The sequence below is a fragment of the Clostridium celatum genome (genome assembly GCF_021412605.1).
Taxonomy (GTDB): domain Bacteria; phylum Bacillota; class Clostridia; order Clostridiales; family Clostridiaceae; genus Clostridium; species Clostridium celatum.
Genome location: NZ_JAJKGM010000015.1, coordinates 23,136 through 49,054 on the forward strand (window position 1 = coordinate 23,136; position 25,919 = coordinate 49,054).

The 25,919-nt window shown below is 28.4% G+C and carries 25 protein-coding genes and 1 riboswitch; of the genes, 23 read left to right on the top strand and 2 right to left on the bottom strand.

Annotated elements, in window-relative coordinates:
• The first annotated feature begins 5 nt into the window (after positions 1 to 5).
• The 9 genes from ygeW (at position 6) to msrB (ending at position 10,977) form a co-directional block, all read left to right on the top strand.
• On the top strand, positions 6 to 1,199 hold the full coding sequence (gene ygeW / locus LPC13_RS08185; protein WP_040418801.1) for a knotted carbamoyltransferase YgeW: 1,194 nt from the start codon (positions 6 to 8) through the stop codon (positions 1,197 to 1,199).
• 67 nt (positions 1,200 to 1,266) lie between these two features.
• The gene (gene arcC / locus LPC13_RS08190) at positions 1,267 to 2,205 is read left to right on the top strand and encodes a carbamate kinase (protein ID WP_040418817.1); all 939 of its coding nucleotides are present in this window, start codon (positions 1,267 to 1,269) and stop codon (positions 2,203 to 2,205) included.
• Between the two features lie 61 nt (positions 2,206 to 2,266).
• Entirely contained in the window at positions 2,267 to 3,466 is a 1,200-nt protein-coding gene (gene dpaL / locus LPC13_RS08195; RefSeq protein WP_040418800.1) for a diaminopropionate ammonia-lyase, read from the top strand.
• A 78-nt stretch (positions 3,467 to 3,544) separates the two neighbouring features.
• Positions 3,545 to 4,870: a putative aminohydrolase SsnA gene (ssnA, locus tag LPC13_RS08200; RefSeq protein ID WP_040418815.1), complete on the top strand. Its 1,326-nt coding sequence runs from the start codon at positions 3,545 to 3,547 to the stop codon at positions 4,868 to 4,870.
• Positions 4,871 to 4,923: 53 nt separating this feature from the next.
• Positions 4,924 to 6,012 carry a 4Fe-4S binding protein gene (locus tag LPC13_RS08205; RefSeq protein ID WP_040418798.1) on the top strand — a complete coding sequence of 363 codons (1,089 nt, stop codon included), beginning with the start codon at positions 4,924 to 4,926 and terminating at the stop codon, positions 6,010 to 6,012.
• A 19-nt stretch (positions 6,013 to 6,031) separates the two neighbouring features.
• Positions 6,032 to 8,587 carry a selenium-dependent xanthine dehydrogenase gene (xdh, locus tag LPC13_RS08210; RefSeq protein WP_234088742.1) on the top strand — a complete coding sequence of 852 codons (2,556 nt, stop codon included), beginning with the start codon at positions 6,032 to 6,034 and terminating at the stop codon, positions 8,585 to 8,587.
• 54 nt (positions 8,588 to 8,641) lie between these two features.
• A riboswitch (cyclic di-GMP riboswitch) is annotated at positions 8,642 to 8,724 on the top strand.
• Positions 8,725 to 8,963: 239 nt separating this feature from the next.
• Positions 8,964 to 9,098: a hypothetical protein gene (locus LPC13_RS16980; RefSeq protein ID WP_267955949.1), complete on the top strand. Its 135-nt coding sequence runs from the start codon at positions 8,964 to 8,966 to the stop codon at positions 9,096 to 9,098.
• A 153-nt stretch (positions 9,099 to 9,251) separates the two neighbouring features.
• Positions 9,252 to 9,998 carry a hypothetical protein gene (locus LPC13_RS08215; RefSeq protein WP_195244144.1) on the top strand — a complete coding sequence of 249 codons (747 nt, stop codon included), beginning with the start codon at positions 9,252 to 9,254 and terminating at the stop codon, positions 9,996 to 9,998.
• Between the two features lie 22 nt (positions 9,999 to 10,020).
• On the top strand, positions 10,021 to 10,977 hold the full coding sequence (gene msrB, locus LPC13_RS08220; protein ID WP_005211400.1) for a peptide-methionine (R)-S-oxide reductase MsrB: 957 nt from the start codon (positions 10,021 to 10,023) through the stop codon (positions 10,975 to 10,977).
• Positions 10,978 to 11,070: 93 nt separating this feature from the next.
• On the opposite strand, the gene alr is transcribed toward msrB, so the two are convergent.
• Positions 11,071 to 12,231, bottom strand: coding sequence for an alanine racemase (alr, locus tag LPC13_RS08225; RefSeq protein WP_005211398.1), 1,161 nt, complete (start codon positions 12,229 to 12,231; stop codon positions 11,071 to 11,073).
• 183 nt (positions 12,232 to 12,414) lie between these two features.
• Here alr and LPC13_RS08230 point away from each other — a divergent pair, with 183 nt between their 5' ends.
• The 6 genes from LPC13_RS08230 to LPC13_RS08255 all read left to right on the top strand — a co-directional run bounded on the left by LPC13_RS08230 (position 12,415) and on the right by LPC13_RS08255 (position 17,517).
• On the top strand, positions 12,415 to 13,647 hold the full coding sequence (locus LPC13_RS08230) for a peptidase U32 family protein (protein WP_005211396.1): 1,233 nt from the start codon (positions 12,415 to 12,417) through the stop codon (positions 13,645 to 13,647).
• 297 nt (positions 13,648 to 13,944) lie between these two features.
• On the top strand, positions 13,945 to 14,505 hold the full coding sequence (locus LPC13_RS08235) for a DUF5317 family protein (RefSeq protein ID WP_005211392.1): 561 nt from the start codon (positions 13,945 to 13,947) through the stop codon (positions 14,503 to 14,505).
• Complete coding sequence (locus tag LPC13_RS08240; RefSeq protein WP_005211390.1) at positions 14,499 to 14,972, top strand: hypothetical protein; 474 nt, start codon at positions 14,499 to 14,501, stop codon at positions 14,970 to 14,972. The genes LPC13_RS08235 and LPC13_RS08240 overlap by 7 nt, the downstream gene beginning before the upstream one ends.
• Positions 14,959 to 15,612 (top strand): accessory gene regulator ArgB-like protein, encoded by a 654-nt coding sequence (locus LPC13_RS08245; protein ID WP_005211389.1) that lies wholly within the window; start codon positions 14,959 to 14,961, stop codon positions 15,610 to 15,612. The genes LPC13_RS08240 and LPC13_RS08245 overlap by 14 nt, the downstream gene beginning before the upstream one ends.
• 5 nt (positions 15,613 to 15,617) lie before the next feature.
• A complete protein-coding gene (locus tag LPC13_RS08250) occupies positions 15,618 to 15,743 on the top strand; it encodes a cyclic lactone autoinducer peptide (protein WP_005211387.1) in 126 nt (41 codons plus the stop codon).
• Positions 15,744 to 15,804: 61 nt separating this feature from the next.
• The gene (locus LPC13_RS08255; protein ID WP_195244147.1) at positions 15,805 to 17,517 is read left to right on the top strand and encodes a bifunctional diguanylate cyclase/phosphohydrolase; all 1,713 of its coding nucleotides are present in this window, start codon (positions 15,805 to 15,807) and stop codon (positions 17,515 to 17,517) included.
• Between the two features lie 169 nt (positions 17,518 to 17,686).
• Here LPC13_RS08255 and LPC13_RS08260 read toward each other — a convergent pair whose 3' ends face one another.
• Positions 17,687 to 18,295 carry a class I SAM-dependent methyltransferase gene (locus LPC13_RS08260; RefSeq protein WP_005211375.1) on the bottom strand — a complete coding sequence of 203 codons (609 nt, stop codon included), beginning with the start codon at positions 18,293 to 18,295 and terminating at the stop codon, positions 17,687 to 17,689.
• A gap of 177 nt (positions 18,296 to 18,472) precedes the next feature.
• Here LPC13_RS08260 and LPC13_RS08265 point away from each other — a divergent pair, with 177 nt between their 5' ends.
• From LPC13_RS08265 to infC, 8 genes are all read left to right on the top strand, one after another.
• Positions 18,473 to 19,564, top strand: coding sequence for a ribose-phosphate pyrophosphokinase (locus tag LPC13_RS08265; protein WP_005211372.1), 1,092 nt, complete (start codon positions 18,473 to 18,475; stop codon positions 19,562 to 19,564).
• A gap of 77 nt (positions 19,565 to 19,641) precedes the next feature.
• Complete coding sequence (locus LPC13_RS08270) at positions 19,642 to 19,827, top strand: hypothetical protein (protein WP_040418794.1); 186 nt, start codon at positions 19,642 to 19,644, stop codon at positions 19,825 to 19,827.
• 30 nt (positions 19,828 to 19,857) lie between these two features.
• Positions 19,858 to 20,748 (top strand): DUF6734 family protein, encoded by an 891-nt coding sequence (locus LPC13_RS08275; RefSeq protein WP_195244148.1) that lies wholly within the window; start codon positions 19,858 to 19,860, stop codon positions 20,746 to 20,748.
• A gap of 203 nt (positions 20,749 to 20,951) precedes the next feature.
• Positions 20,952 to 22,145 (top strand): acetate kinase, encoded by a 1,194-nt coding sequence (locus LPC13_RS08280; RefSeq protein ID WP_040418792.1) that lies wholly within the window; start codon positions 20,952 to 20,954, stop codon positions 22,143 to 22,145.
• 135 nt (positions 22,146 to 22,280) lie between these two features.
• Positions 22,281 to 22,853, top strand: coding sequence for a hypothetical protein (locus LPC13_RS08285; protein WP_005211365.1), 573 nt, complete (start codon positions 22,281 to 22,283; stop codon positions 22,851 to 22,853).
• A gap of 22 nt (positions 22,854 to 22,875) precedes the next feature.
• The gene (locus tag LPC13_RS08290; protein ID WP_005211358.1) at positions 22,876 to 24,120 is read left to right on the top strand and encodes an NAD(P)-dependent oxidoreductase; all 1,245 of its coding nucleotides are present in this window, start codon (positions 22,876 to 22,878) and stop codon (positions 24,118 to 24,120) included.
• A 151-nt stretch (positions 24,121 to 24,271) separates the two neighbouring features.
• Entirely contained in the window at positions 24,272 to 25,165 is an 894-nt protein-coding gene (locus tag LPC13_RS08295; RefSeq protein WP_147576234.1) for a TRM11 family SAM-dependent methyltransferase, read from the top strand.
• Between the two features lie 218 nt (positions 25,166 to 25,383).
• Positions 25,384 to 25,905: a translation initiation factor IF-3 gene (gene infC / locus LPC13_RS08300; RefSeq protein WP_005211354.1), complete on the top strand. Its 522-nt coding sequence runs from the start codon at positions 25,384 to 25,386 to the stop codon at positions 25,903 to 25,905.
• Positions 25,906 to 25,919: the final 14 nt, after the last annotated feature.

The following is a 25,919-nucleotide window of genomic DNA, read 5'->3' on the forward strand; positions in this document are numbered from 1 at the left end:
TAAAAATGGATCTAATGACTAGCTATATTGAAGAATTAAATAAGCTAAATTTTAAAAATATGTATAATAATGATTTTTTATTAACTTGGGAAAAAACTTATGATGAAATAAAATCTGTATTTATAGTAGCAGAGGCTTTAAGAAAATTAAGAGAAAATAATATTTCCTCAAAAATTTTTGACAGTGGTTTAGGCATATCTTTGTTTAGGGATAATTCAACTAGGACAAGATTTAGTTTTGCTTCTGCATGTAATCTCTTAGGTCTTGAAGTTCAAGATTTGGATGAGGGAAAGTCGCAAATATCACATGGAGAAACTGTAAGGGAAACTGCAAATATGATTTCGTTTATGGCAGATGTAATTGGAATTAGAGATGATATGTATATTGGAAAAGGAAATAAGTATATGAGGGCAGTTTCTAATTCTATAAGAGAAGGATATAAGGAGAAAACTTTAGAACAAATACCAACGGTAATTAATTTACAATGTGATATAGATCATCCAACACAAGTAATGGCAGATACTCTTCATTTAATAAATGAGTATGGAGGGATAGAAAATTTAAAGGGGAAAAAGTTAGCTATGACTTGGGCATATTCACCATCCTATGGGAAACCATTATCAGTACCTCAAGGTGTGATAGGTCTTTTGAGTAGATTTGGCATGGATATTGTATTAGCTCATCCAGAGGGATATGAAATTATGAGTGAAGTAGAAGAAATTGCAGTAAAAAATTCTAAGGTATCAGGCGGTTCTTTTAGAAAAACTAATTCTATAGAAGAAGCATTTAAGGATGCAGATATTGTATATCCAAAAAGTTGGGCACCTTTCAAGGCAATGGAAAAACGTACTGATTTATATGAAAAATGTGACTTTGATGGTATAGATGAATTAGAATCACAATTATTATTAGAAAATGCAAAACATAAAGAGTGGGAGTGTACAGAAGAATTAATTAAAACCACAAGGAATGGAAAAGCTATATATATGCATTGCCTACCAGCAGACATAAGTATGGTGAGTTGTGCACAAGGTGAAGTAAGTGCTTCTGTTTTCGATAGATATAGAACTTCATTATATAAACAAGCAAGTTTTAAACCATATATTATTGCTGCTATGATATTTTTAAGCAAAATAAAAAATCCTCAAAGTGTATTAGAAGCTTTAGAAAGAAACAATAAATTACGTAAATTTCAATAGATTTCTAGAGAAGAAATAGAGTGAATGAAAAAGTTAAGATATTTTTACATGAAGGGTTGTGGTGCGTATAAAAGCAAGGATAGTAATTGCTTTAGGGGGAAACGCTTTAGGTGAAACATTATCAGAACAAATGATAGAACTAAAAATTACGGCTAAAGCTATAGTAGATTTAGTTGAAGCAGGAAATGAAGTAGTAGTATGCCATGGAAATGGACCACAGGTTGGAATGATTGATGCAGCTATGAATGAGCTAAGTAAAGTAAATAATAAGTATAGTAAATGTCCAATGTCTGTATGTGTTGCAATGAGTCAGGGATATATAGGATATGATTTACAAAACTCTATAAGAGAGGAATTACTCAATAGAAATATAAAAAAGAGTGTATCAACTATAATTACTCAAGTTGAGGTAAATGAAAATGATAATGCATTTAGAAATCCTAGCAAGCCAATAGGAAGATTTATGACAAAAAAAGAAGCTATTAGTGCTATAAAAAAAGGTGAAAATATAATAGAAGATTCAGGTAGGGGATATAGGAGAGTTATTGCATCACCTAGTCCTATAGAGATAGTTGAAATTGATACTATTAAAGCATTATTAGAAAGAGAAGAGATTGTTATAGCATGTGGTGGAGGTGGTATTCCAGTTGTAAGGGAAGGAAATCATTTAAGAGGTGTACATGCTGTAATAGACAAAGATTTAGCAAGTTGTCAGTTAGCAAAATCAATAGATGCAGATTGTCTTATTATATTAACTACAGTAGAAAAGGTTGCTATAAATTTTCAAAAAGAAAATGAAAAATGGCTAGATGAAGTAAGTATAACGGAAATGAAAAGATATTTAGATGAAGGTCATTTTGCATTAGGTTCTATGAGACCAAAGGTAGAAGCAGCAATAGAGTTTGTATCTTCTAGAAAAGGAAGACGTGCTTTAATAACATTACTAGAAAAGGCTAAAGAAGGGATAGAAGGAAAAACAGGTACAAGAATAGTTAATTATAAATAAGAGTAATACTAAAAATGTTGAACTATTATATTCAAAATTTATATATTTTATGGGGGAAAGAATGAAAGAGAAAATAAAGTGGAAGGAAAATACTTTGCCTAAAGATGAAGAAGAGGAGATATTGAAACCTTTTAATAAAGAATCCATAAATAAGGTAAGAGATTTTCATAAAAGTTTTCCACAATATAAAGAAACTCCTTTAGTTAATCTGAATAATTTGAGTAAGTATTTAGGTGTAGATGGAATTTATGTTAAGGATGAATCATATAGATTTGGATTAAATGCATTTAAAGTATTGGGTGGATCTTTTGCAATGGCTAAGTACTTAGCTCAAATTCTTAATAAAGATATTTCAGAATTACCATATGAAAAACTAATTTCTAATGAAGTTAGAGAAGAACTTGGAAAGATTACATTTGTTACAGCTACAGATGGAAATCATGGAAGAGGAGTTGCTTGGACTGCAAATAAATTAAAACAAAAATCTGTTGTTTATATGCCAAAAGGGTCTTCTTTAACTAGATTAGAAAATATAAAAAATGAAGGTGCAGAAGCGTATATAACTGATATGAATTATGATGACGATGTAAGGCTTGCAGCTAAGTATGCTAATGAACATGATGGAGTAATAATTCAAGATACAGCATGGGAAGGTTATGAAGATATTCCAACTTGGATAATGCAAGGTTATGGAACGATGGCATTAGAAGCTTTAGAACAATTAAACAACTATGGTATAGAAAAACCTACACATATATTTATACAAGCTGGTGTTGGATCATTAGCAGGAGCAGTTCAAGGCTTTTTTAAAGCTGTTTTTAAAGAAAAAGCTCCAATAATAACTATTATAGAAGCAAGTAAAGCTAATTGTTTATATAAATCTGCAGTAGCTAATGATGGAGTGCTTAGAAAAGTCAAAGGTGATATGAATACTATTATGGCAGGTCTTGCTTGTGGTGAAGCCAATATTATAGGATGGAGGATACTTAAAAATCATAGTCAAATGTTTGTATCAGCACCAGATTATATTTCGGAAATAGGAATGAGGATTTTAGGTAATCCACTTAGTGATGATAGTAGAATTGTATCTGGTGAATCAGGGGCGGTTACATTAGGCGTGCTTTATGAAATAATGAATAATTCAAAATATAATGAATTAAAGGAGAAACTAAAGTTAAATAAAGAATCTAAGATACTTTTATTTAGTACGGAAGGCGATACAGATCCAGAGAAATATAGAAAGATAGTGTGGGGAATTTAGTTTTAGTTAGGCAAAATAATAAAGTTGTTAAAAGCTTAATTAAGTGTTCAAATATTTTAAATGAAAGTAGATGAATATATGTTTTTAGTTGGAAATGGAATAGTTATAACTAATAATATGAACAATGAATTTATTAGTAATGGCTGTGTTGTAATAGATGGAAATATAATAAAGGAAGTTGGAGAAACAGATAATATAAAAAATAAATATAAAGATATGGAATTTATCGATGTTAATGGGAAAATTATAATGCCAGGTATTATAAATATGCATCATCATATATATAGTGCATTTGCTAGAGGCTTAAATATAAACAGAGTAAGAAATGAAACATTTACAGATATATTAAAAAACATTTGGTGGAAAATTGATAAAAAGCTAACTTTAGAGGATATAAAATATAGTGCATATACAACTTTAATTGAAAGTATAAAAAATGGAGTTACTACTATTTTTGATCATCATGCAAGTCCTATGGCCATAGAAGGAAGTTTATTAGAAATATCAAATGTAGCCAATATTCTTGGAGTTCGAGGGTGTTATTGTTATGAGGTATCTGATAGAGATGGTGAAAGAATACTGAACGAAGGTATAAAAGAAAATGTAAGCTTTATTAAATATGCAAAAAACAAGAAGGACGATATGACAAAGGGGATTTTTGGGATGCATGCATCTTTTACTTTAAATCAAGATAGTATTATAAGTTGTGTAGAGGCAATGGAAGGTGTAGATGCAGGATATCATATACATGTAGCAGAAGGAATTGATGATTTATATCATAGTTTAAATATTAGTGGAAAAAGAGTAGTTGAAAGATTAATGGATTATGGAATATTAGGAAAGAAAACATTGGCAATTCACTGTGTGCATATAAATGAAAGGGAAATTGATATATTGAAGCATACAAATACTAATGTAATTAATGCACCGGAATCAAATATGAATAATGCTGTGGGATGTGCCCCAGTCATTAAGATGATAAAAAAAGATATGTTAGTTGGCATAGGAACAGATGGATATACTAATGATGTATTTGAATCAATTAAGGTAGAAAATATAGTTAATAAGAATAATTTATGTGATTCAAACATTGGATTTTTAGAAACAAAAAAAATGTTTTTTAATAATAGTACAATTGCATCAAAATATTTTAATAAAGAAGTAGGAGTTTTAAAGGAAAATGCCTATGCAGATATTATTATTGTAGATTATAATCCTATGACTCCAATAAATAAAGAAAATTATTTTTCTCATATTTTATTTGGAATAAGTGGTGGAGTAGTTGATACAACTATAATAAATGGACAAATAGTTATGAAAAATAGAAAAATACTAAATATTGATGAAAAATTAATTTATGAAAAATCAAGAGAAGTAGCAAAGAAATTATGGAAACGGATTTAAAATGGGTGTTAACTTAGGTTATTCAAATGATTTTAATTATGGGAGGAAAAGTCATGGCTAATTTAAGTGTGAATATATTGGGAATGAATTTTGAGAACCCAGTGTTTACTGCGGCAGGACCTGGATCTAGAAATGGAGAGGCTTGTATTAGAGCTGTTAAAGGTGGAGCTGGAGGAGTAGTTACTAAAACTATATCATTAGAACCTGCTAAGGTACCAAGACCATGTATGGCTAGTATAAATTCTGGATTCTTAAATACAGAGCTATGGTCAGAATTACCTAAGGAGCAATGGATTAGTAAGGAATATAAGAAAGCTAAAGAAGCAAAAGTACCGATTATAATTAGTATAGGCTATACAGAAGAACAGATTTCTAAAATTGTACCACTTATAAAGCCTTATGCAGATGCAGTTGAGTTATCAACTCATTATATTGGAACAGATATAAAGCCAATTATAAATGCGATGAAAGCGGCAAAAAAAGCTTTAGATTGTCCGGTGTTTATGAAATTGAGTCCTCATACTGATATACAAACCATTGCAAAAGGTCTAGAAGAAGAAGGTGCAGATGGATTAGTGATGATTAATTCATTAGGACCTTGTATGAAAATAGATACTGAAACTGCATATCCGATTATGGGAAGTGAGAATGGATATGGATGGCTTTCAGGTTCAGCAGTAAAGCCTATTGCTATAAGAAATATTTATGAAGCAACTAAAGCTGTTAAGATTCCTATTATAGGTGTTGGAGGTGTATCTTGTGGTAGAGATGTAGCTGAAATGATGATGGCTGGGGCTAGTGCGGTACAAGTATGTACCCAGGCTATATTAAGTGGAGCAGATATATATGGAAAAATTACAAATGAATTAAATGAATTTTTAGATGCTCATGGATATTTAGATGTAAAAGAAATTATATCATTAGCACATAGGAAATCTATAGAAAGGAATGTTAGAACTACTGCAATTTGTCCAAGTGTTGATTATAGCAAATGTGTAAGATGTGGTAAATGTAAAAAAAGCTGTGTATATGAAGCAATTGATATAAAAGACAAGCTTAAAATAGATGAGAATAAGTGTTTTGGATGTGGTTTGTGTGTTACAAGATGTCCAAGGGGTGCATTGAAAATTCAATATAAATGATGAAGTCGGAGTGTGAAATATGGTCAGCTTTTTATTGAATGGCGAATTGTGCCAAATAGAAGAGGATAAATCTTTAATTAAATTTTTAAGAAATGATAAAAATTTAATATCAGTTAAAAATGGATGTTCAGAAGGTGCTTGTGGTGCCTGTATGATATTAGTTAATAATAAAGCTATTAAGGCATGTGTATTGAAAGGAAAAAATGTTGCTGGCAAGGAAGTACAAACTCTTGAAGGTTTAGATAATAAATTAAAAGAAGTATTTGTATATTCATTTAAAAAAGTAGGTGCAGTACAATGTGGGTTTTGTATACCAGGAATGATTATAAGTGCAACAGCTTTGTTAAAGAAAACAATGAATCCGACAGAAGAAGAAGTAAAAAAATCACTTTTAGGGAATATATGTAGATGTACAGGGTATAAAAAAATTGAAGAAGGAATTTTAATGGCCGCAAAAATATTGCGAGAAAATAAAGAAATTAAAGAAGAATGTAACGGGAAGATAGGGGATAGACTAGGAAGGATAGATGCAGAAAATAAAATACTTGCAATTGACGGATATTGTGATGATTTAAAGGTTAAGGGAATGCTTTATGCTGTTGCGCTTAGGCCGGAATATCCTAGAATATTTATAAAGGATATAGATTATATAGACGCTATTAAATTAGAAGGAGTAGTTAAGGTTGTTACAGCAGATGATGTTCCAGGGAAGATATACTGTGGACATTTGAAAAAAGATTGGCCTGCTTTAATTGCTGTTGGAGAAGAAACAAGGTATGTTGGAGATACTATAGCTTTGGTAGTAGCTAAGAGTGAAGAAATTGCAAGAAAAGCAGTAAATTTAATAAAAGTTGAATATGAAATATTAAAGCCAATAACTTCACCTAAAGAGGCTATGAATAGTAAATCAGATAAAATTCATAAAGATGGAAATATATTAGCTAAAGAAGTGCTAAAAAGAGGAAATGTAGATGAGGCAATAAAAAAATCAAAGTATGTTGTAACAAATAAATATTCAGTACCATTTACTGAGCATGGTTTTTTAGAGCCAGAAAGTGCATTGGCAGTTCCAACAGATGAGCAATTATTAGTTTATACAGGCACTCAATCTGTATATGATGATTTAAATGAGATTTCCTCTTTGCTTGGTGTGGAAAAAAGTAAAATTAGAGTTATTTCTAAGTATGTTGGTGGTGGTTTTGGTGGCAAGGAAGATATGAGTTGCCAGCACCATGCAGCATTATTAGCCTTTTTAACAGGAAAACCTGTAAAGATGACATTGAGTAGAAATGAAAGTATAAAAGTTCATCCGAAAAGGCATGCTATGGAAATGGAATTTACTACAGCTTGTGATGAAAATGGAAAATTAACTGCAATGAAAGCGAGAATAGTTTCAGATACAGGAGCCTATGCATCACTAGGAGGTCCAGTATTACAAAGGGCATGTACCCATGCATCAGGTCCATATAATTATCAAAACATAGAGGTTGAAGGAGTGGCGGTTTATACCAATAATCCTCCGGCAGGTGCATTTAGAGGATTTGGAGTAACACAATCAGCTTTCGCAAATGAATCAAATATAAATAAGCTTGCAGAATTAGTAGGAATATCACCGTGGGAAATTCGATGGAGAAATGCCATAGAACCAGGTCAGGAGCTTCCCAATGGACAAATTGTAGATAAAGGAACTGCTTTAAAAGAAACTTTATTAGCAGTTAGAGATCAGTATGAAAATAATAAATATGTAGGCATAGCATGTGCATTTAAAAATTCAGGTATAGGAGTAGGGATACCAGATATAGGTAGAAGTGTTTTGGAAGTTAAAGATGAAGAAATTATTATAAAAACATCAGCTGCTTGTATGGGACAAGGAGTAGGAACTATACTGATTCAAATAGTATGTGAAGCTACCGGAATATCTATAGATAAAATAAAGTGGATAAAACCAGATACTAAATTAACGCCAAATGCTGGAACGTCCACAGCTTCAAGACAAACATTATTTACTGGAGAAGCAACGCGAATAGCTGCTATAAAATTGAAAAATGCTCTTAAAACAAGAAGTTTAAAAGAGATTAATGGGCTGGAGTTTTATGGTGAATATAATGGAGAAACTGATAATATGGGAAGTGCTAAAAAAAATCCTATAAGTCATGTTGCTTATGGCTATGCAACTCAGGTAGTTATATTAAATGAAAAAGGAAAAGTTGAAAAGGTTATTGCAGCTCATGATGTAGGAAAGGCAATAAATCCTTTAAATATTGAAGGGCAGATTGAAGGTGGAGTAGTTATGGGACTTGGATATGCATTAACAGAAGACTATCCGTTGAAGGAGGGAGTTCCTACAGCTAAATTTGGAACATTGGGATTGTTTAAATCAAATATGGTTCCTGAAATAGAAAGCATAATAATTGAAAAAAATAATGTAGAGCTTGCTTATGGAGCTAAGGGAGTTGGAGAAATAACATGTATTCCAACAGCACCAGCTGTTCAAGGGGCATATTATAAGTTAGATGGAAAGTTTAGAACTAAACTACCCTTAGAAGATACATTTTATATTAGGAAATTTAAATAGTATAATTGTGGAAATATTGAAATGTATAGGGTAATATGGTATAATTCAAAAGCAAAATTTAATAGGCAAACTTAAGGAAACTTAAGGACGCAAAGCTATAGGGACTAAAGTAAAAATTATGTCAGCCAGTTGCAAAGAGTAATTATACTTTTTCTTGAATGTTAGAATCATATTTATTTAGTGATTTTATATTTATCTAAGCTACTCTTTTAGGGTGGCTTTTTTATTATTAGCTAATAGTAAATTAATTTTAAATTACATAAAAATAACAAAGTGTGAAGGTTGGGGATAATACGTGCTTTACAGGGTAATCATAAGAAAAGAGAATAAAAAATATTTTTTTGGAAAAACATATAATAATAAAAAGTATAAGATAATGAAGAATGAATATAGTAAAAAGCTACATTTAGGAAGTGATATTTATTTTTATGCAAAAAGAAGTGAGGGATTATTTATTGATACTTTAATTCCAATTTCAGATGAAGAAGCAGGGGTAAGGGATATTAGATAATTGAATAGAAAGATAGATAGTTATAAAGTTACTCAGTTAAGGGTAGCTTTAATTTTTTATTTAAATTACGTTGATACATTAATACTTATAGATAGGTGATAATATTTAAATAGATAATATTAAGTATTAAATCAATAGATAAAGAGGCAAAATATGAATAAAACATTGATATATTATAAGGACTTTATAAAGGAGTTACCATTAAAAAGTAAATATACAAAGGATGAATTACTAATAGATAAATTTTTAATTGATAAAGAAAATAATATAGAGATATATTATGCACCCCATAATGAATATTTAAATAAAAATGCTAAGATATTTATAGTAGGAATAACTCCAGGATTTCAACAAATGAACAAAGCTATTGTAACAGCAAGAGAGGAATTAGAAAAAAATAAGAGTATTAATGAAATTCAATATAAATGTAAAGTTGAAGCTAGATTTAGTGGAAGTTTAAGAAAAAATATTATAAAAATGTTAGATGATATAAAATTAAATGAAGCTGTGCGTGTAAAGAGTTGTAGCCAGTTATTTGATGAAAGTGATTCATTATTGCATACAGTATCATTAATTCCATATCCTGTTTTTATAAATAAGGAAAATTATACAGGACACACACCTAAGCTTATTAAAAGTAAATTCTTAATGGGATATGTATACAATAATTTTATAGATGAATTTAATAACTTAAATAACAAAGAAAATATATTATTAATACCTTTAGGAAAGGCTGTTGAAGAAGTTTTATTAAAGTTAAAGGACGAGGGAATATTAAGTGAAAATCAAATTCTTATTGGCTTTCCCCATCCATCAGGTGCAAATGTAAATAGGTTAATTCAATTTGAGGAAAATAAAAAGAAGATGATTGAATTTATAGAGTGGAAGAAGTTTCAATAATTAATTGAAGGAGGGAACGATTATGAGTTCAATTAAAAGGGCAATTTTTGCTGGAGGATGTTTTTGGTGCATGGTAAAACCATTTGATTCATATGATGGTGTAAAAAAGGTAGTAGTAGGATACACTGGCGGACATATAAAAAATCCAACATATGAACAGGTATGTAGAACAGATACAGGTCATTATGAAGCTGTAGAGATAACATATGATGAAGATATAATAAAATACGTTGAATTAGTTGAAGCTTTTTTTATGAGTATTGATCCAACGGATGAAGGTGGTCAATTTAATGATAGAGGTAAAAGTTATCAAACAGCAATATTTTATACTGATAATGATCAGAAGAAAATAGCAGAGGCATATAAGAAGGAGCTAAATGATAGCGGAATGTTTAATGCTCCAATTGTAGTTAAAATATTAAAAGCTGAAGAGTTTTATGAAGCTGAAGAATATCATCAAGACTACTATAAAAAGAATCCATTTAGATATAAGCTTTATTATTCTAGATCTGGTAGAAAAGATTTTATAGAGAATACATGGAAGGTATCTGATGAAAAGAAAAATGAACTTAGAGAAAATTTAACATATATGCAATATAAGGTAACACAAAAAAACTATACTGAACCACCTTTTGATAATGAGTATAATAATAATTTTGAAGAAGGAATCTATGTTGATATAGTAACAGGAAAACCATTATTTTCATCAAGGGATAAATTTAATTCAGGATGCGGATGGCCAGCATTTTCTAAGCCTATAAATAAAGGGTATGTAAAGGAAGTGGAAGACTTTAGCCATGGAATGTTTAGAACAGAGGTTAGAAGTAATTATGGAAATTCACACTTAGGGCATGTATTTCCAGATGGCCCTAATGAATTAGGTGGATTAAGATATTGTATAAATTCAGCAGCACTAAAATTTATACCTAAGGATAAAATGAAAGAATTAGGGTACGAAGACTACTTAGATAAAATATAATTAAATTTTATAGAAGGAATATTAACCTTTAGGTCTATTCCTTCTAAATATTATAAATTTTTCGGTATCACGCTTATTATCAATATAACTCTATTATACGTTGTTTTTAACATTAATTATTTCGCCGTTTTTAATATAGGCTCTAGGAACCCTGTTTTTTAATAGACAAAGAACTTCATAGTTAATACTATCTGCACATTTAGCAAGATCATCAGCATTAAATTTTAACTTATCAGTTTCACCAAGAAGAATTACTTCATCACCAGTTTTTACATTTTCTATATCGGTAACATCAATCATAAATTGGTCCATGCAGATATTTCCTACTATATTGGCAAATTTTCCATTAACTATTACTTTAGCTTCGTGTTTTAATTTTCTTATATATCCATCAGCATATCCAATTGGAATAGTTGCAATAACGCTTTTCCTTTCTGTTTTAAAAGTTCTGTTATAACCAATATAGCTATCCTTATCTACTTCTTTAACATGAGCAATCTTAGCCTTTAATGTTAAAGCTGGTTTAATTGATAAATTATCTTTGTTAATATCGTTAGATGGATAGTATCCATATATTATAATTCCAGCTCTTACAGCATCTAAATAAGTATTAGGCATGTCTATGATTGCTCCGCTGTTTGAAGCGTGTTTTAATGGGATATCAATACCATATTCCTTAAGTCTATCAACAAATTCTATTATTTTATTAAATTGAAATTCTGTATAGCTTTTATCTTTCTCATCAGAGCTTGAGAAGTGAGTAAATATACCAACAACGTCTAAGCCTTTATAAGAACATATTTCAATAACTTTATTAAGACTATCCAAATTAGGCATGAATCCTATTCTACCCATACCAGTATCTAAGGCAATGTGTACTTTAGCTTTTTTATTCATGCTTAAAGCCAAATCAGATAGTTCTTTAGCATAATCTATATCATAAATAGTTTGTTCTATATCATAATTAATTAATTCTTCACCAAGGTAGTTTGGTGTATATCCAAGAATCATTATAGGTGCTGTAATATTATTTTTTCTGAGTTCAATTGCTTCGGTAAGCATTGCAACAGCCAGCCTAGAAGCACCATTTTCTAAAAGACAAGGAACTACATCTGAAGCTCCATGACCATAGCAATCAGCTTTAACAACAGCCATTACTTCTTTATTACCAGCTAATTTTTTTATATTTTTCATGTTATTTGCAATTACATCTAAATCTATTTCAGCCCATACAGGTCTCATTATTTTTTCCATACTAACACCCCGATTATTTCTTAACTCTATATTATTATTGTATTAGAAATATTATATAATGGTAAGAGCCACTTGTGGTATAAATTTTATTAAGAGTGGTACCATATTAGTTTTTCGTTGAATTAAATTAATAGTGGTATATAATAATCATATAATATAATTTAAGTAAAAGGATGAAGTTTTATGACAGTAAAATATAAAAAGCCGGAACTATTAGCGCCAGCTGGAAGTTTAGAAAAGTTAAAGATAGCATTTCAGTACGGAGCAGATGCAGTTTATTTCGGAGGATCAGCTTTTTCTTTAAGAGCAGCAGCGCAAAATTTTACATTTGAAGAAATAAAAGAAGGAGCAGAGTTTGCTCATAAATTAGGGAAAAAAATATATTGTACAGTAAATGTAATGCCAAGAAATGAAGGAGTAGAACAGTTACCAGAATTTTTAAAAAAACTAGAAGAAGCTAAAGTAGATGCTGTTTTAGTATCTGATCTTGGAGTTTTTAGAACTGTACAAAAGAATACTAATTTACCAATACATATTAGTACACAAGCTAATACAGTAAATTATGAAGGATGTAATATGTGGCATGAATTAGGTGCAGAACGTGTGGTTTTAGCTAGAGAGTGCTCATTAAAAGAAATAAGAGAAATAAGACAACATATACCTGAAGAATTAGAGCTAGAAGTTTTTGTTCATGGTGCAATGTGTATGTCATATTCAGGAAGATGTTTACTTTCAAGTTATATGACAGGTAGAGATTCTAATAGAGGTGCCTGTGCTCAAAGTTGTAGATGGAAGTATTCTTTAGTAGAAGAAAAAAGACCTAATGAATATTTTCCTATTGAAGAAGATGAAAATGGTACATATATAATGAATTCAAAAGATTTATGTATGATAGAGCATTTACCAGAACTTTTAGAAGCAGGAATTTCTTCTCTAAAAATTGAAGGTAGAAATAAAAGTGAATACTATGTTGCAATAGTTGTTAATGCTTATAGAAAAGCAATTGATTTATATTATGAAGATCCAGAAAATTATAAGTTACCTAAAGAATTATTAGCGGAAATGTACAAAGTTAGTCATAGAGAATACAATACAGGATTTTTCTTTAATGAACCTAAAAGTGATGCAATAATATATCATACTAATGACCATGTTAGAGAATACGATGTTGTTGCTATAGTTCAAGAATATGATGAGAAAAGTCAAATTGCTTTATGTAAGCAAAGAAATAAATTTGTGAAAGGTGATAAAGTTGAAATTTTATCACCTGGTTCAATGGGGCAAAGTTTTATAGTTGAAGAACTTTATAATGAAGAAGGAGAAGCTATTGAAGGCTGTCCACACCCAGGAATGATGTGTAAGGTTAAGATTCCATTTAAGGTTGGAAAAAATAGCTTCTTGAGAAAAGAACTTTAATTGGAAATGGCAAATTATAGATGTAAATTTATAAAGTGTTAAAACTCTTAATGGTTTATGAATTTTAATCTATATTTGCTATTTTTTATTTCATACTTAATAAATTTTAGTGAAAATATTCAAATGTATAGAAAAATTTATGTAAAAATATATGTTTTTATGTAATAAAAATAGTTTATATGTATAAATTTGAAATAAAAATAGCAAAAATATAGAAAAAAGTAGAAAAATAATGATATAATATAATAAAATTACAAAAAAGTTCTTTAAGAAAAGGTTTATAAGTTTGGTGAAACAATGTTTGAAACTATATTAATAGCAATAATAATAGCAAAATTAAAGAGATATGATATAAAGCTATTATTTAAAAATTGGACAATATATCCTATTATTATTTTTGAGTTTATCTATTTTATTGGACAAACTATGATTTTTAAAGGAAATTATGAAGTAGTAGGATTATTACAATCATTAAAATCTATATATTTAATGATGTACTTAATATTAATATTTAAATATGAAATATATTTAGAAGCCATAATTGGAGCTGGTTGTGTTATTTTAGGGGGAATTTTAAACGATATAGCAATAAGGAGTAATGGAGGTTTTATGCCTGTTTTTCCAAGCTTATCATACATAACAGGATATGCAAAGCCAGAAGGATTTGGTTTAGTCAATGATTTTCATATATTAGGAAATTCTCAAACAAATTTAAAAATACTAACAGATTACATAGATTTAGGATATAGCATACTAAGTATAGGAGATATATTGATAAGAATTTTTGTGTTTTTAATAATATACAAATCTATAGTTAAGAGTAATAAATTAACAAAAGAGGATGATGTGAAATGTTAAAATTAACGATGTTTGAATTCGTAATAAGAAGTATACCAGAAGTATTTGTATTTATGTTTGCGGCATATGCATTTTCAAAAACTAAAATAGATAAAAAAATATATATTTTATCAAGTTTACTTTTGGCTGTTGCTGTGTTTGTTATAAGAGCATTACCTATAAATTATGGGGTTCATACAATATTGAATATTAGTTTTATGACTATTATTTCAAATAGTATAAACAAAATAGAAATAATATCCTCAGTAAAGGCCGCCATAATAATGGCAATAATATTATTTGCTTCTGAAGGAATCAATGTTTTTATACTAAAGTTTTTACTGGGAGATAGATTAACTATGATATTAAGCAATCCTGTATTAAAAACAATTTATGGATTGCCATCACTATTAATATTAGCTTCAATAGTTATAGGATATTATATATTTTTAGGAAAAAGGAACAAGCTTAGAAATGGATATTATTAATGTTGTATGTGAAAAAATTTCTAATAATATTGCAAATGAATTAGAATTAGATAATGAAAAAAAGAGTGTTGTAAATTATGGAATATTTGCATTTATTCAAATGAGTATTTCTATAATATTTGTTTTTATATTCGGAATCATATTTAATGTTGCTACTGAGGCTTTAATAATAACTTTTACAATAAGTATATTAAGAAAGAGTTCAGGAGGTGTCCATGCTAGCACTCCAAGCATATGTACAATAATAGGTACAATTGTGGGGGTTGGTTTTGCATTATTAATAAAATTAATAGAGTTTAATTTAATATTTGTAATCATACTTGGATTAGTAGTGTTTATATGGTCGTACATAACAATAAATAAATTAGTACCAGTAGATAGCTTAGCAAAACCAATAAAAAGTGAAGCAAAAAGAAGTAGATTAAAGAAGAAATCACTAAGAATATTGATGATTTATGGGATTATAGTTATTTTAAATATTACAATTTATAGTTATATAAATAAATACTATTTACTAATCTATTCTTTATGTATATATATAGGACTAGCATGGCAAGTATTTTCTTTAACTGATATAGGAAATACGGTATTAAGTAAAATAGATAGCTATTTAAGCTTAATTTTATTTAAAAGGAGGTGAGGATAATGAAAAAGAAAATTTTAATGGGAATAGCAGCAGTAGCTACAGTATTTGCATCTGTAATATCTACTTCAGCATGTTATTTTTCTTTTTATCAACCTGAAGAACCAGAATGTTTAAGAGAAGAATAATAAAGAAAAGGGACTATACAGTATATTTGTATTAGTCCCTTATTAATAAGAGGGATTTAAAATGACTAAGGAAAAAAATCACAAACAAAAGCAGATAGAAGAAATAGTTTCTGTAGTAAAATTAGCTTCGCTTTTTTTAGTTGGAATAATTTTATATAATGATGTATTAGGAGTACAACAACATAATATTTTAACTCTTGAAAGTTATTATGCTATGATAGCTTTTTTTATTCCATTAATAGTTTTAGTTTCTATTTACTTTGTATGGTCATTTATAATGAAGAATAAAATTAAAAATAAGTATAGTAATATTTTAAACATTATTGAAGCATGTTTATTTATGATTTTATTTGTTGGAATTATATTACTTAGTGGATCGCATGAAAGCAAATATAAGTTTGTATTTCTATTTATAATTATAACTACAACAATACAATCAGGAATGAAGCAAGGACTTATAGTAGCTACAATTTCATCTTGTACAATACTATCTATAGACATTCTTAGTGCTCCAAATATGATTGTTAATAATTATTTTGAATCAGACTTGATTTTAGCTGGAATATTCATTTTAACGGCATGGCCTTTAGGTTTTTATGTTAAAATCGAAAGTGAGCACATTAAAAAATTGGAAAATATAGCAAATGTTGATGGGCTAACTGAGTTATATAATCATAGATATTTTCATGAAATATTAAGAAAAAGTATTAGTGATGTTAATAAAAATGGTGGGTTTGTGTCATTAATATTTATAGATATAGATTATTTTAAGCATTATAATGATTTGTATGGACATCAAAAAGGGGACTATGTATTAAAAAAAGTAGGAGAGGTTATTAAAGGTTGCATAAGAACTAATGACATTGTTGCTAGATATGGGGGAGAAGAGTTCGCAGTAATTTTACCTAATACTAATGAAGCAACAGCAGTTCTAATTGCAGAAAAAATAAGAAATAATATAGAAGAAACATATTTTGAAGGCGAGGAAAATCAGCCTAATGGTAAAATAACTTCATCAATTGGAGTGTCAATTTATCCTGAAAAATCTAATAGTGATATAGAGCTTATAAAAAATGCCGATGATGCATTATATAGAGCTAAATTCTTTAAAAAAAATAGGGTTGAAACATATACATCTATTTTAGATGATATTAAAGAAAATATAGATGAAAAGGATCTAGAGCTTGTAACATCTATAAAAACTTTAATTAGTGTAATAAATGCTAAAGATAGGTATACATATGGGCATGTTGAGAGAGTGGTTATTTATAGTAGAATTATAGCCGAGGGACTAGGATTAGATATTGAAGATAAAAATAATTTGGTTTATGGGGCATATTTACATGATATAGGTAAAATAAATATCAGTAAAGAAATACTAAACAAAAAAGGAAAATTAACGGATGAAGAGTGGAATGAACTTAAACAACATCCTGAAAATGGTGTTGAGATAATTAAACCTGTAAAAAGTTTGGAAAAAGTAATACCATTAATTTTGCATCATCACGAACGATATGATGGAAAGGGGTATCCGTATAATTTAAAAGGAGAAGAAATACCTTATCTTTCTAGAATTTTAACTATTGCAGATAGTTTTGATGCAATGACATCTAGTAGACCTTATAATATAAGAAAAAGTTATGATGAAGCATTAGAAGAGCTTAAAAGGTGTAAGGGATTACAGTTTGACCCTGAACTTGTAGATAAATTTATAGAAATATTATCTACTCATTCTGATAATGCATTAATAAATGATATAAGAGCAATAAAATAAAGAAAAGATGAACTGAGTTATTAACTTAACTATTGAAATTGATAAGATTTATAGTAAGTGTAAAGTAAAATAGAGAGTAGCAGCTTTATATAAGAAGTAGCTATTCTCTATTTTATTTTTATAGTATGCCTTAAATAACTAAGTTGAGTTTTAGAACATTGTTTTTTGTTTAGTATGTAAAAGTATATATTAAAAATTTTTGTCTATTATCGAATTTAAAAAAATTGGAAATTGTGATTTCGTCTTTTAATACAAAAGCTGTGTAGTTATCCAAGTAATCAATATATTCATCAGATGGATAATATAAAATTAAATCAATACTTCTTGGATTATTTTCTATTGAAATTAAAATGTTATTTAATACTTTTATAAATATTTGTAATGAAAATGGATTAAAGAAATAAAATTTATTATCAAAATTTGAAATTTTATATTCTTCTGCAAATATGTTTATAAAGTTTATTTTATCTTTATTCTTATTAGAATTTTTAGAATATGTTTTTTTATTATTTATACAAGTATCAAAATAGTTAGAATTCATTTCAATACCAGTAACGGTAGAACCAAAAAAGTAATTAGCATAAAAAGCAAGCCTACCTTTGCCACAACCAAAATCAACTATAGTATCGGTATTTTTTATGGGATATTCTTTAAAAAGAGTTTCTAGAGCAGTGTAAGATGTTGCTTCATATCTATTATAATGGTGCGACTCATAAAAACCTTGCTGTTCACCTGTAGTTTTTATATTAAATAATTTTTCATAATAATAATCGTTCATAAATTATTCCTTTCTAAAGTAAAATGTGATTTAATTAATATGATAGCATAAAAAAATATCTAAACAATCAATATTAAAATATAATAATTAATAAATAGTGTTTATTATTTTGTGGTAATAGTATATACTATTATTGTTTAGAGCTTTTTTATAATTTAATGTAAAGGGGAAGAATTGATGGCTGAATTAAATCATGAATTAGGAATAATAGCATTAGAAAGTTGTAAAGAATTAGGGAATGCTATTGATAAGCTTATACAAGAAAAAAGAAATACTAATGATTCATACCTTATACCAATTGATGAAATAAGATTTTCAAATGGTGAAGGAAAAGTTAAAATTTCTGAGAGTGTTAGAGGAAAAGACATTTATATACTATGCGATATAGGAAATTATAGCTGTACATATAAAATGTTTGGTTTTGTAAATCATAAAGGTCCAGATGAACATTTCCAAGATATAAAAAGAACAGTTTCAGCAATAAGAGGTAAAGCTGCAAAGATAACAGTAATAATGCCATTACTATATGAGTCAAGACAACATAGACGCAAGGGAAGAGAATCTTTAGATTGCGCATTAGCACTTCAAGAGCTAGAAAGATTAGGTGTAAATGAAGTACTTACATTTGATGTTCATGATCCAAATGTACAAAATGCAATTCCATTATTATCATTTGAAAATTTCTATCCTACATATGATATAGTAAAGGCACTTGTTAAAACAGAAGAAGATTTAGAATTAAATAAAGACAAACTTATTGTTATAAGTCCAGATACTGGAGCTATGGATAGAGCTATCTATTATTCAAGTGTATTAGGTGTTGATGTTGGATTATTCTATAAGAGAAGAGATCATTCTACAATAGTTAATGGTAAAAATCCAATAGTACAACATGAATATATGGGTAGGGATGTAGCAGGAAGAGATGTACTAATAGTTGATGATATGATTGCATCTGGTGAATCTGTTTTAGATATAGCTACAGAATTAAAGAAAAGAAATGTTAAAAATGTATATGTAGCAACAACTTTTGGATTCTTTACAGAAGGACTTGAAAAGTTTAATAAATTCCATGAAGATGGAATAATAAAAAGAGTATATTCAACTAATTTAACATATATACCAGATTCATTAAGAGATGCTAGTTGGTATAGAGCTGTTGACATGTCAGAATTAGTATCTAAAATAATAAATAAGTTAAACCACGATAAATCTATTGCTTCTTATATGGATGCAACAAGAGTAATACGTGACTTATTAAACGAATAGAGATATAATATATTATAGTGTGTGGAAATAAATGTATTTCCACTAGCTATAATATTTTTTTTGAAAAGGAGAAAGGGATGAAGAAAAGTTTAGGGTGGGAAAAAAACTTTGATGGAAAGATTAATGAGGTTGAAAATAGCACTTCTTATGCTTCAGAGTTTTTAGAAATTATGAAGAGAAAATTTAGTGAAGAGGAACAAAATATAAATTTATCGAGTCAATCAACTTCAGGATTTGGAGGATATGGATTAAATATTATTTAAAAAGTATTTATCTAGGGAAGGAAAAATATAATGATAGAAGCATTTCACTCTAATTGGACAGCACCATTTTTTGAATTGAATTCACATAATGAATATTATATTGAAGATTTTGAAATTTTAACTACTATTATTTCAGCATTAAAATGGAGAGAAAAAAATGGTGCTATAAGGATGATTACTGATGAAGTAGGAGCTGAATACTATAAAAACCTAGGTATTGATTCAATATGGGATTTAGGTATTGATTTATCCTTAAATAATATAAAAGATGATATTGATAGGAGTTTGTTTTGGGCTGCTGGGAAAATATATGCATTAAAAACGCAAAAAGAACCTTGCGTTATGATAGATACAGATTTTATTGTATGGGAGTCTATTGAAGAAATTTTAAAAAATCAGAAGATATGTACAATTCATAAAGAGAAAATCACTAATGAAGTGTATCCTGATAAATATTTTTTTGAGATGAAAGATGGCTATATATTTGATAAAGATTGGGATTGGAGTGTACTACCTAGTAATACTGCATTTACATATATAGCAGATGAAAAATTTAAAGAGTATTATACAAAATGTGCAATAGATTTTATGGAAAATTTAATTGGTGGAAAAGATAGAATAGTTAATATGGTTTTCGCAGAGCAAAGATTATTATCTATGTGTGCAAATAAAATGGATATACCAATTAAAGAAATAATGAGTTTAGAGGATTTGTTTGGAAATAAGCAAAAAATCTTTACTCATACTTGGGGATATAAGGATTCTATGAAGAGGAATTATATTAAAAGAAAAGATTTTTGTATTAGATGCATAAAAAGAATAATTAATGATTACCCAGAATATGAAGGAATTCTAGCTAATATAAAAGAACTACAACCTTATTATAATGAAATTAAATATTTAAAGTTAAATAAAAGTTAAAATATTAAATAGTAAAACTTGTATAAGATTACTTTAAAAATGGATACTAAATTTAAAGAGATTTTATATAAGTTTTTTATTTATAAATTTATATAATTTATAGAGTTTTCAGATAAAATAGAATAATGAATCTTTTAAGGTATTTTAGAAAAATAGTGATATTATATAAATATATAATAAATATTAAGAGGAGTTGAGAAATTTTGAAGACTTTAGTAATTAACTGTGGTAGCTCATCTTTAAAATATCAATTAATAGATATGAGCACTGAAAAAAGCTTAGTTCAAGGATTAGTTGAAAGAATAGGAATAGAAGGATCTTTATTGACTCAAAAAGTTGAGGGTAAAGAAAAGTACGTTATAAATGAAGATATAAAGAATCATAAGGATGCAATAAAATTAGTTTTAGATGCATTAGTTGATCCAAACCATGGTGTTATTAAGTCGATGGATGAAATTTCAGCTGTTGGACATAGAGTTGTTCATGGAGGAGAAAAGTATTCAGATTCAATATTAATAGATGAAAATGTATTACAATCAATTAAAGATTGTATAGTTCTTGCGCCTCTTCATAATCCGCCAAATGTTATTGGAATAGAAGCTTGTATGGAACTAATGCCAAACACTCCTATGGTTGCAGTATTTGATACAGCATTCCATCAAACAATGCCTAAGCATGCGTATATTTGTCCATTACCATATGAATTATATGAAAAGTATGGAGTGAGAAAGTATGGTTTCCATGGAACTTCACATAAATATGTATCTTATAAACTTGCAGAAGTAATGAATAAAGATATTAAAGATTTAAAGATAATTACTTGTCACTTAGGTAATGGATGTTCATTAGCCGCTGTTAAAAATGGTAAATCTGTAGATACATCTATGGGATTCACACCACTTGCAGGGGTTATGATGGGAACTAGATCAGGAAGTATTGACCCTTCAGTTATTAGTTTTTTAGTTGAACAACATGGTTATACAATTGAGCAAGTGGATGAATTATTAAATAAGAAATCTGGAGTTTTGGGTATTTCAGGAGTGTCATCAGACTTTAGAGATGTTTTAGCTGCAAGTGAAGAAGGAAATAAGAGAGCTACACTTGCTTTAGAAATATTCTACTATAAAGTAAGAACTCAAATTGCTGCTTATGCAGGAGCAATGGGGGGAGTAGATGCTATAGTATTTACAGCTGGAATTGGAGAAAATTCATCGATAACAAGAAAAGAAATATTAAAAGGATTAGAATTCTTTGGATTTACTATAAATGATGAAAAGAACAGTATTAGAGGAGAAATACAAGAAATATCCAATGAAGATTCAAAAGTTAAGGTGTATGTGATACCAACTAATGAAGAGTTAATGATTGCAAGAGATACAGCTAAATTAGTAAAATAAAAATATATTAAGGTGTGTAATTAAGATTAAATTGCTAATATTTAATATAATTACACACTATTTTTTATACGTAAATTTGAATTATATTAATAATTAATATGTTATAATATTTATTATTATAAAAAGGAGGCTATTATGAGTAATAAAATAATGCTAACATATGAAAATGGAGAGTTTAATGTATATATTAATGAAACTGTAATATATAATGATAAAGATATAGAAAATTCTTTTATTAAGTTTAAACAAGAGGTAAAGAATAATGCTGGTGCAAAGAGTGATTCTTGGGAAAGTGTAGAAGAAAACATAAAAGCATATTGTTTAAGTGGATTAGAGATTAATAAGGAGTTTAGAACTATATCCTTTGGAAAAATGAAATACTTTTATAATACAGATAAAGTTTTTTATATTGAAAATGATAGTATGATATCTTTAGATGGTGGGTTTAAGCTGTTTAATTTTATAATAAATAAAATTAGCCAAAAAGAATTAGCTGATGAAGTATCATTATTAGAATTATGTAAAATTGCTATGATAAATAAGGCTATTTTTAGTATAAATGAAGATTGTATTATGATATTAAGCCCAATGTTTAGTTATGGAAAAGTTGAATTTAATTTTACAAATAAGAAGATTAATAAGGGGACAACAAGTGAAAAAGGAACTTTTGAAGACTTTAAGAACTATGTTTTAGAAATATTTAAATAATTATTTATTTTGAGGTGTACAGATGAAAAAATTATTATTAGAAGCAGATAGATGTTTATTATGTAAAAATCCAAGATGTAAAAATAATTGTCCTATAAGTACTGAAATTCCAGAAGTCATACAAATGTTTAAAGAAAATAAAATAATGGAAGCAGGAAAAGTTTTATTTGATAATAATCCGTTATCATCAGTATGTGCTATAGTTTGTCCTCATGAAGATCAATGTAAGGGAAATTGTATAAGAGGAATAAAAAGTGAGCCAGTTAGTTTTTGTGAAATTGAGGAATATATTTCTAATGAATATTTATATAACTTAAAATTCGAAGATATAGAAAAGAAAGATGAAAGTATTGCTATAATTGGAGCTGGTCCAGCAGGAATAACTCTATCTATTATCTTAGCAAGAAGAGGATATAAGGTTACTCTTTTTGATGCCCATGAAAAGATTGGTGGAGTTCTTAGATATGGTATTCCAGAATATAGACTACCGAATTCAATTATAGATAGATATGAAGAAATATTAATAGGGTTAGGTGTTAAAATAAGACCAAATACTTTAATTGGACCTGTTATCACATTAGATAAATTATTCTTTGATGGGTATAAGGCTGTATTTATCGGTACAGGTGTATGGAATCCTAAGACTTTAAATATTAAAGGAGAATCTTTAGGAAATGTACATTATGCCATCGACTACTTAAAATCACCAAATGTTTATAAATTAGGCAAAAAAGTTGCTGTAATAGGCGCTGGAAATGTTGCAATGGATGCAGCAAGAGTTGCTAAAAGAAATGGTGCAGAGGAAGTTTATATACTTTATAGAAAAGGATTTGAAAATATGCCTTGCACAAAGTTTGAATTAGAAGAAGCAAAAGAAGATGGAATTAAGTTTGAATTATTTAAAGCACCAATAGAGTTAACAGAAGATGGTGTTAAATATATTGAAACTAAAAATGAGATCACTGAAGATGGAAGAGTTAATACAGTTACTTTAGAGGGAACTGAGGGTGTGTTTGAATGTGACTCAATAATTATTGCAGTAAGTCAGTCACCAAGAAAGAATATAGTAGCAAATACTACAGGACTTGAAACTAACAAATGGGGATTATTACTTACTGATGAAAAAGGGCATACAACAAGAAAAGGTGTATTTGCTTCTGGAGATGTTGTAACAGGTGCGAATACTGTGGTTCATGCAGTGGCATATGCAAAGGTAGTTGCAGATTCAATTGAAGAGTATTGTTTATCAGCTAGAGCTGAAAAATAATGATATAACTTGCATTAAGAACTTATATTGCTAATTAAATTTATAAGAATAATATTATTATAAGGGGGTGTTTAAAATTAATAATAAAAAAATAATTAGTGATTATGAAAATCCCCTAGGAAAATATTTTTATTTTATAAATTGTTCGGATATGGAAAATGAATTATGCAATATGGAAATGAAGAGTATCTTTGGAGTAGTTCCTAATGAAAAATATTTATTCTCAAGTAAGGATTTTAATCCATCTAGAAGTCCGTTTATAAAATCCAAGATTCGTATAATATACATAGAAGATACATTAGAGAAAATAATTAATAATATCAAAGAAAATAAAATATCCTATGATGATTTTAAAGTTAATTATGTAAAGAGTGAAGATAATGATGTATCTTATGAAGAGCGTCTTAAGGCAGTGCGAGAAATAGGGTTTGTTATAACAGGATTTCCAGATATACATAATCCAAAGATTAATTTAGCTATAACTAAGGTAAAAGATAAATGGATATTTGGAGAATTTGTAAAGAATGATTTTAGGTGGCAAAAGCATAATGATAAGCCACATTCTTATTCTAATGCAGTTACGTTAAGAATGGCTAGAGCTTTAGTTAATATTGCAGTTGGAGATAATAAAAGAAAGCTTAAAGTTGTTGATCCATGTTGTGGTGTTGGAACTGTTGTTATAGAAGCACTTGATCTGGGAGTGGATATTAAAGGATATGAAATAAGTAAACCTATAGCTTGTAATGCTAGAAATAATATTGAGTATTTTGGGTATAATAGGGATATAATAACTAGTGGAGATATGCATAATATAAAAAATATCTTCGATGTTGCCATAATAGATATTCCTTATGGTTTATTTTCTCCAGTGACTTTAAAAGAGCAAGTTGATATAATTAATAAAGCAAGAGCCATATCCAAAAGATTAATTATAATTACTTGTGAAGATATGGATGATTTAATAATTAAAGCAGGTTTTAAAATATTAGATAAGTGTTATATGATTAAAGGTAGCGTTAAAAGAGAAATTAGTATTTGTGAATAAATACTAATATTAAAGTGTTTGACAATATGTTGATACGATGCTATAATAATCTTTGTCAAGAAGAAACAGCCGTTTCTCGCCTTACGGCTAAGCTTAGTAAGGTAATGAACTTATTGAAATTTTATCTAGAAGTATGTCTAGATTTTTTTAATAATACGAGGGCGGCATAATTTGCTGCCCTTTTATTTATATATTTTTCTTGATAGATTTTATCGGAGGTGAATGTTATCAGTAAAAACTTTACTTGTAATGAAAGTATTAGAGAAAGAGAATTAAGAGTAATTGACGCAGATGGTAGTCAATTAGGAGTAATCTCTAGAAATGAAGCTCTACAAATAGCAGAAGAGAAGGAATTAGATTTAGTAATGATTTCTCCAACTGCGGTGCCACCAGTATGTAAAATAATGGATTTAGGCAAATACATTTACGAGCAATCTAAAAAGGAAAAAGAAGCTAAGAAAAAGCAAAAAGTTACTGTCATTAAAGAAATCAGATGTAGTTTAACTATTGAAGAAAATGACATTGCAATTAAAGCTAAGAATGCTAGAAAGTTCTTATTAGATGGGGATAAAGTAAAAGTCACTGTTAGATTCAAAGGTAGAGAAGCAACATTAGGTCATCTAGGATTAAAAATCTTAGAAAACTTTGTTTCAAAGCTTGAGGATGTTTGCATGGTTGAAAAGCCAGCAAAACAAGAAGGAAGAAACATGACAATGGTATTAGCCCCTAAAAAAGCATAACCAGAGAGGAGAAT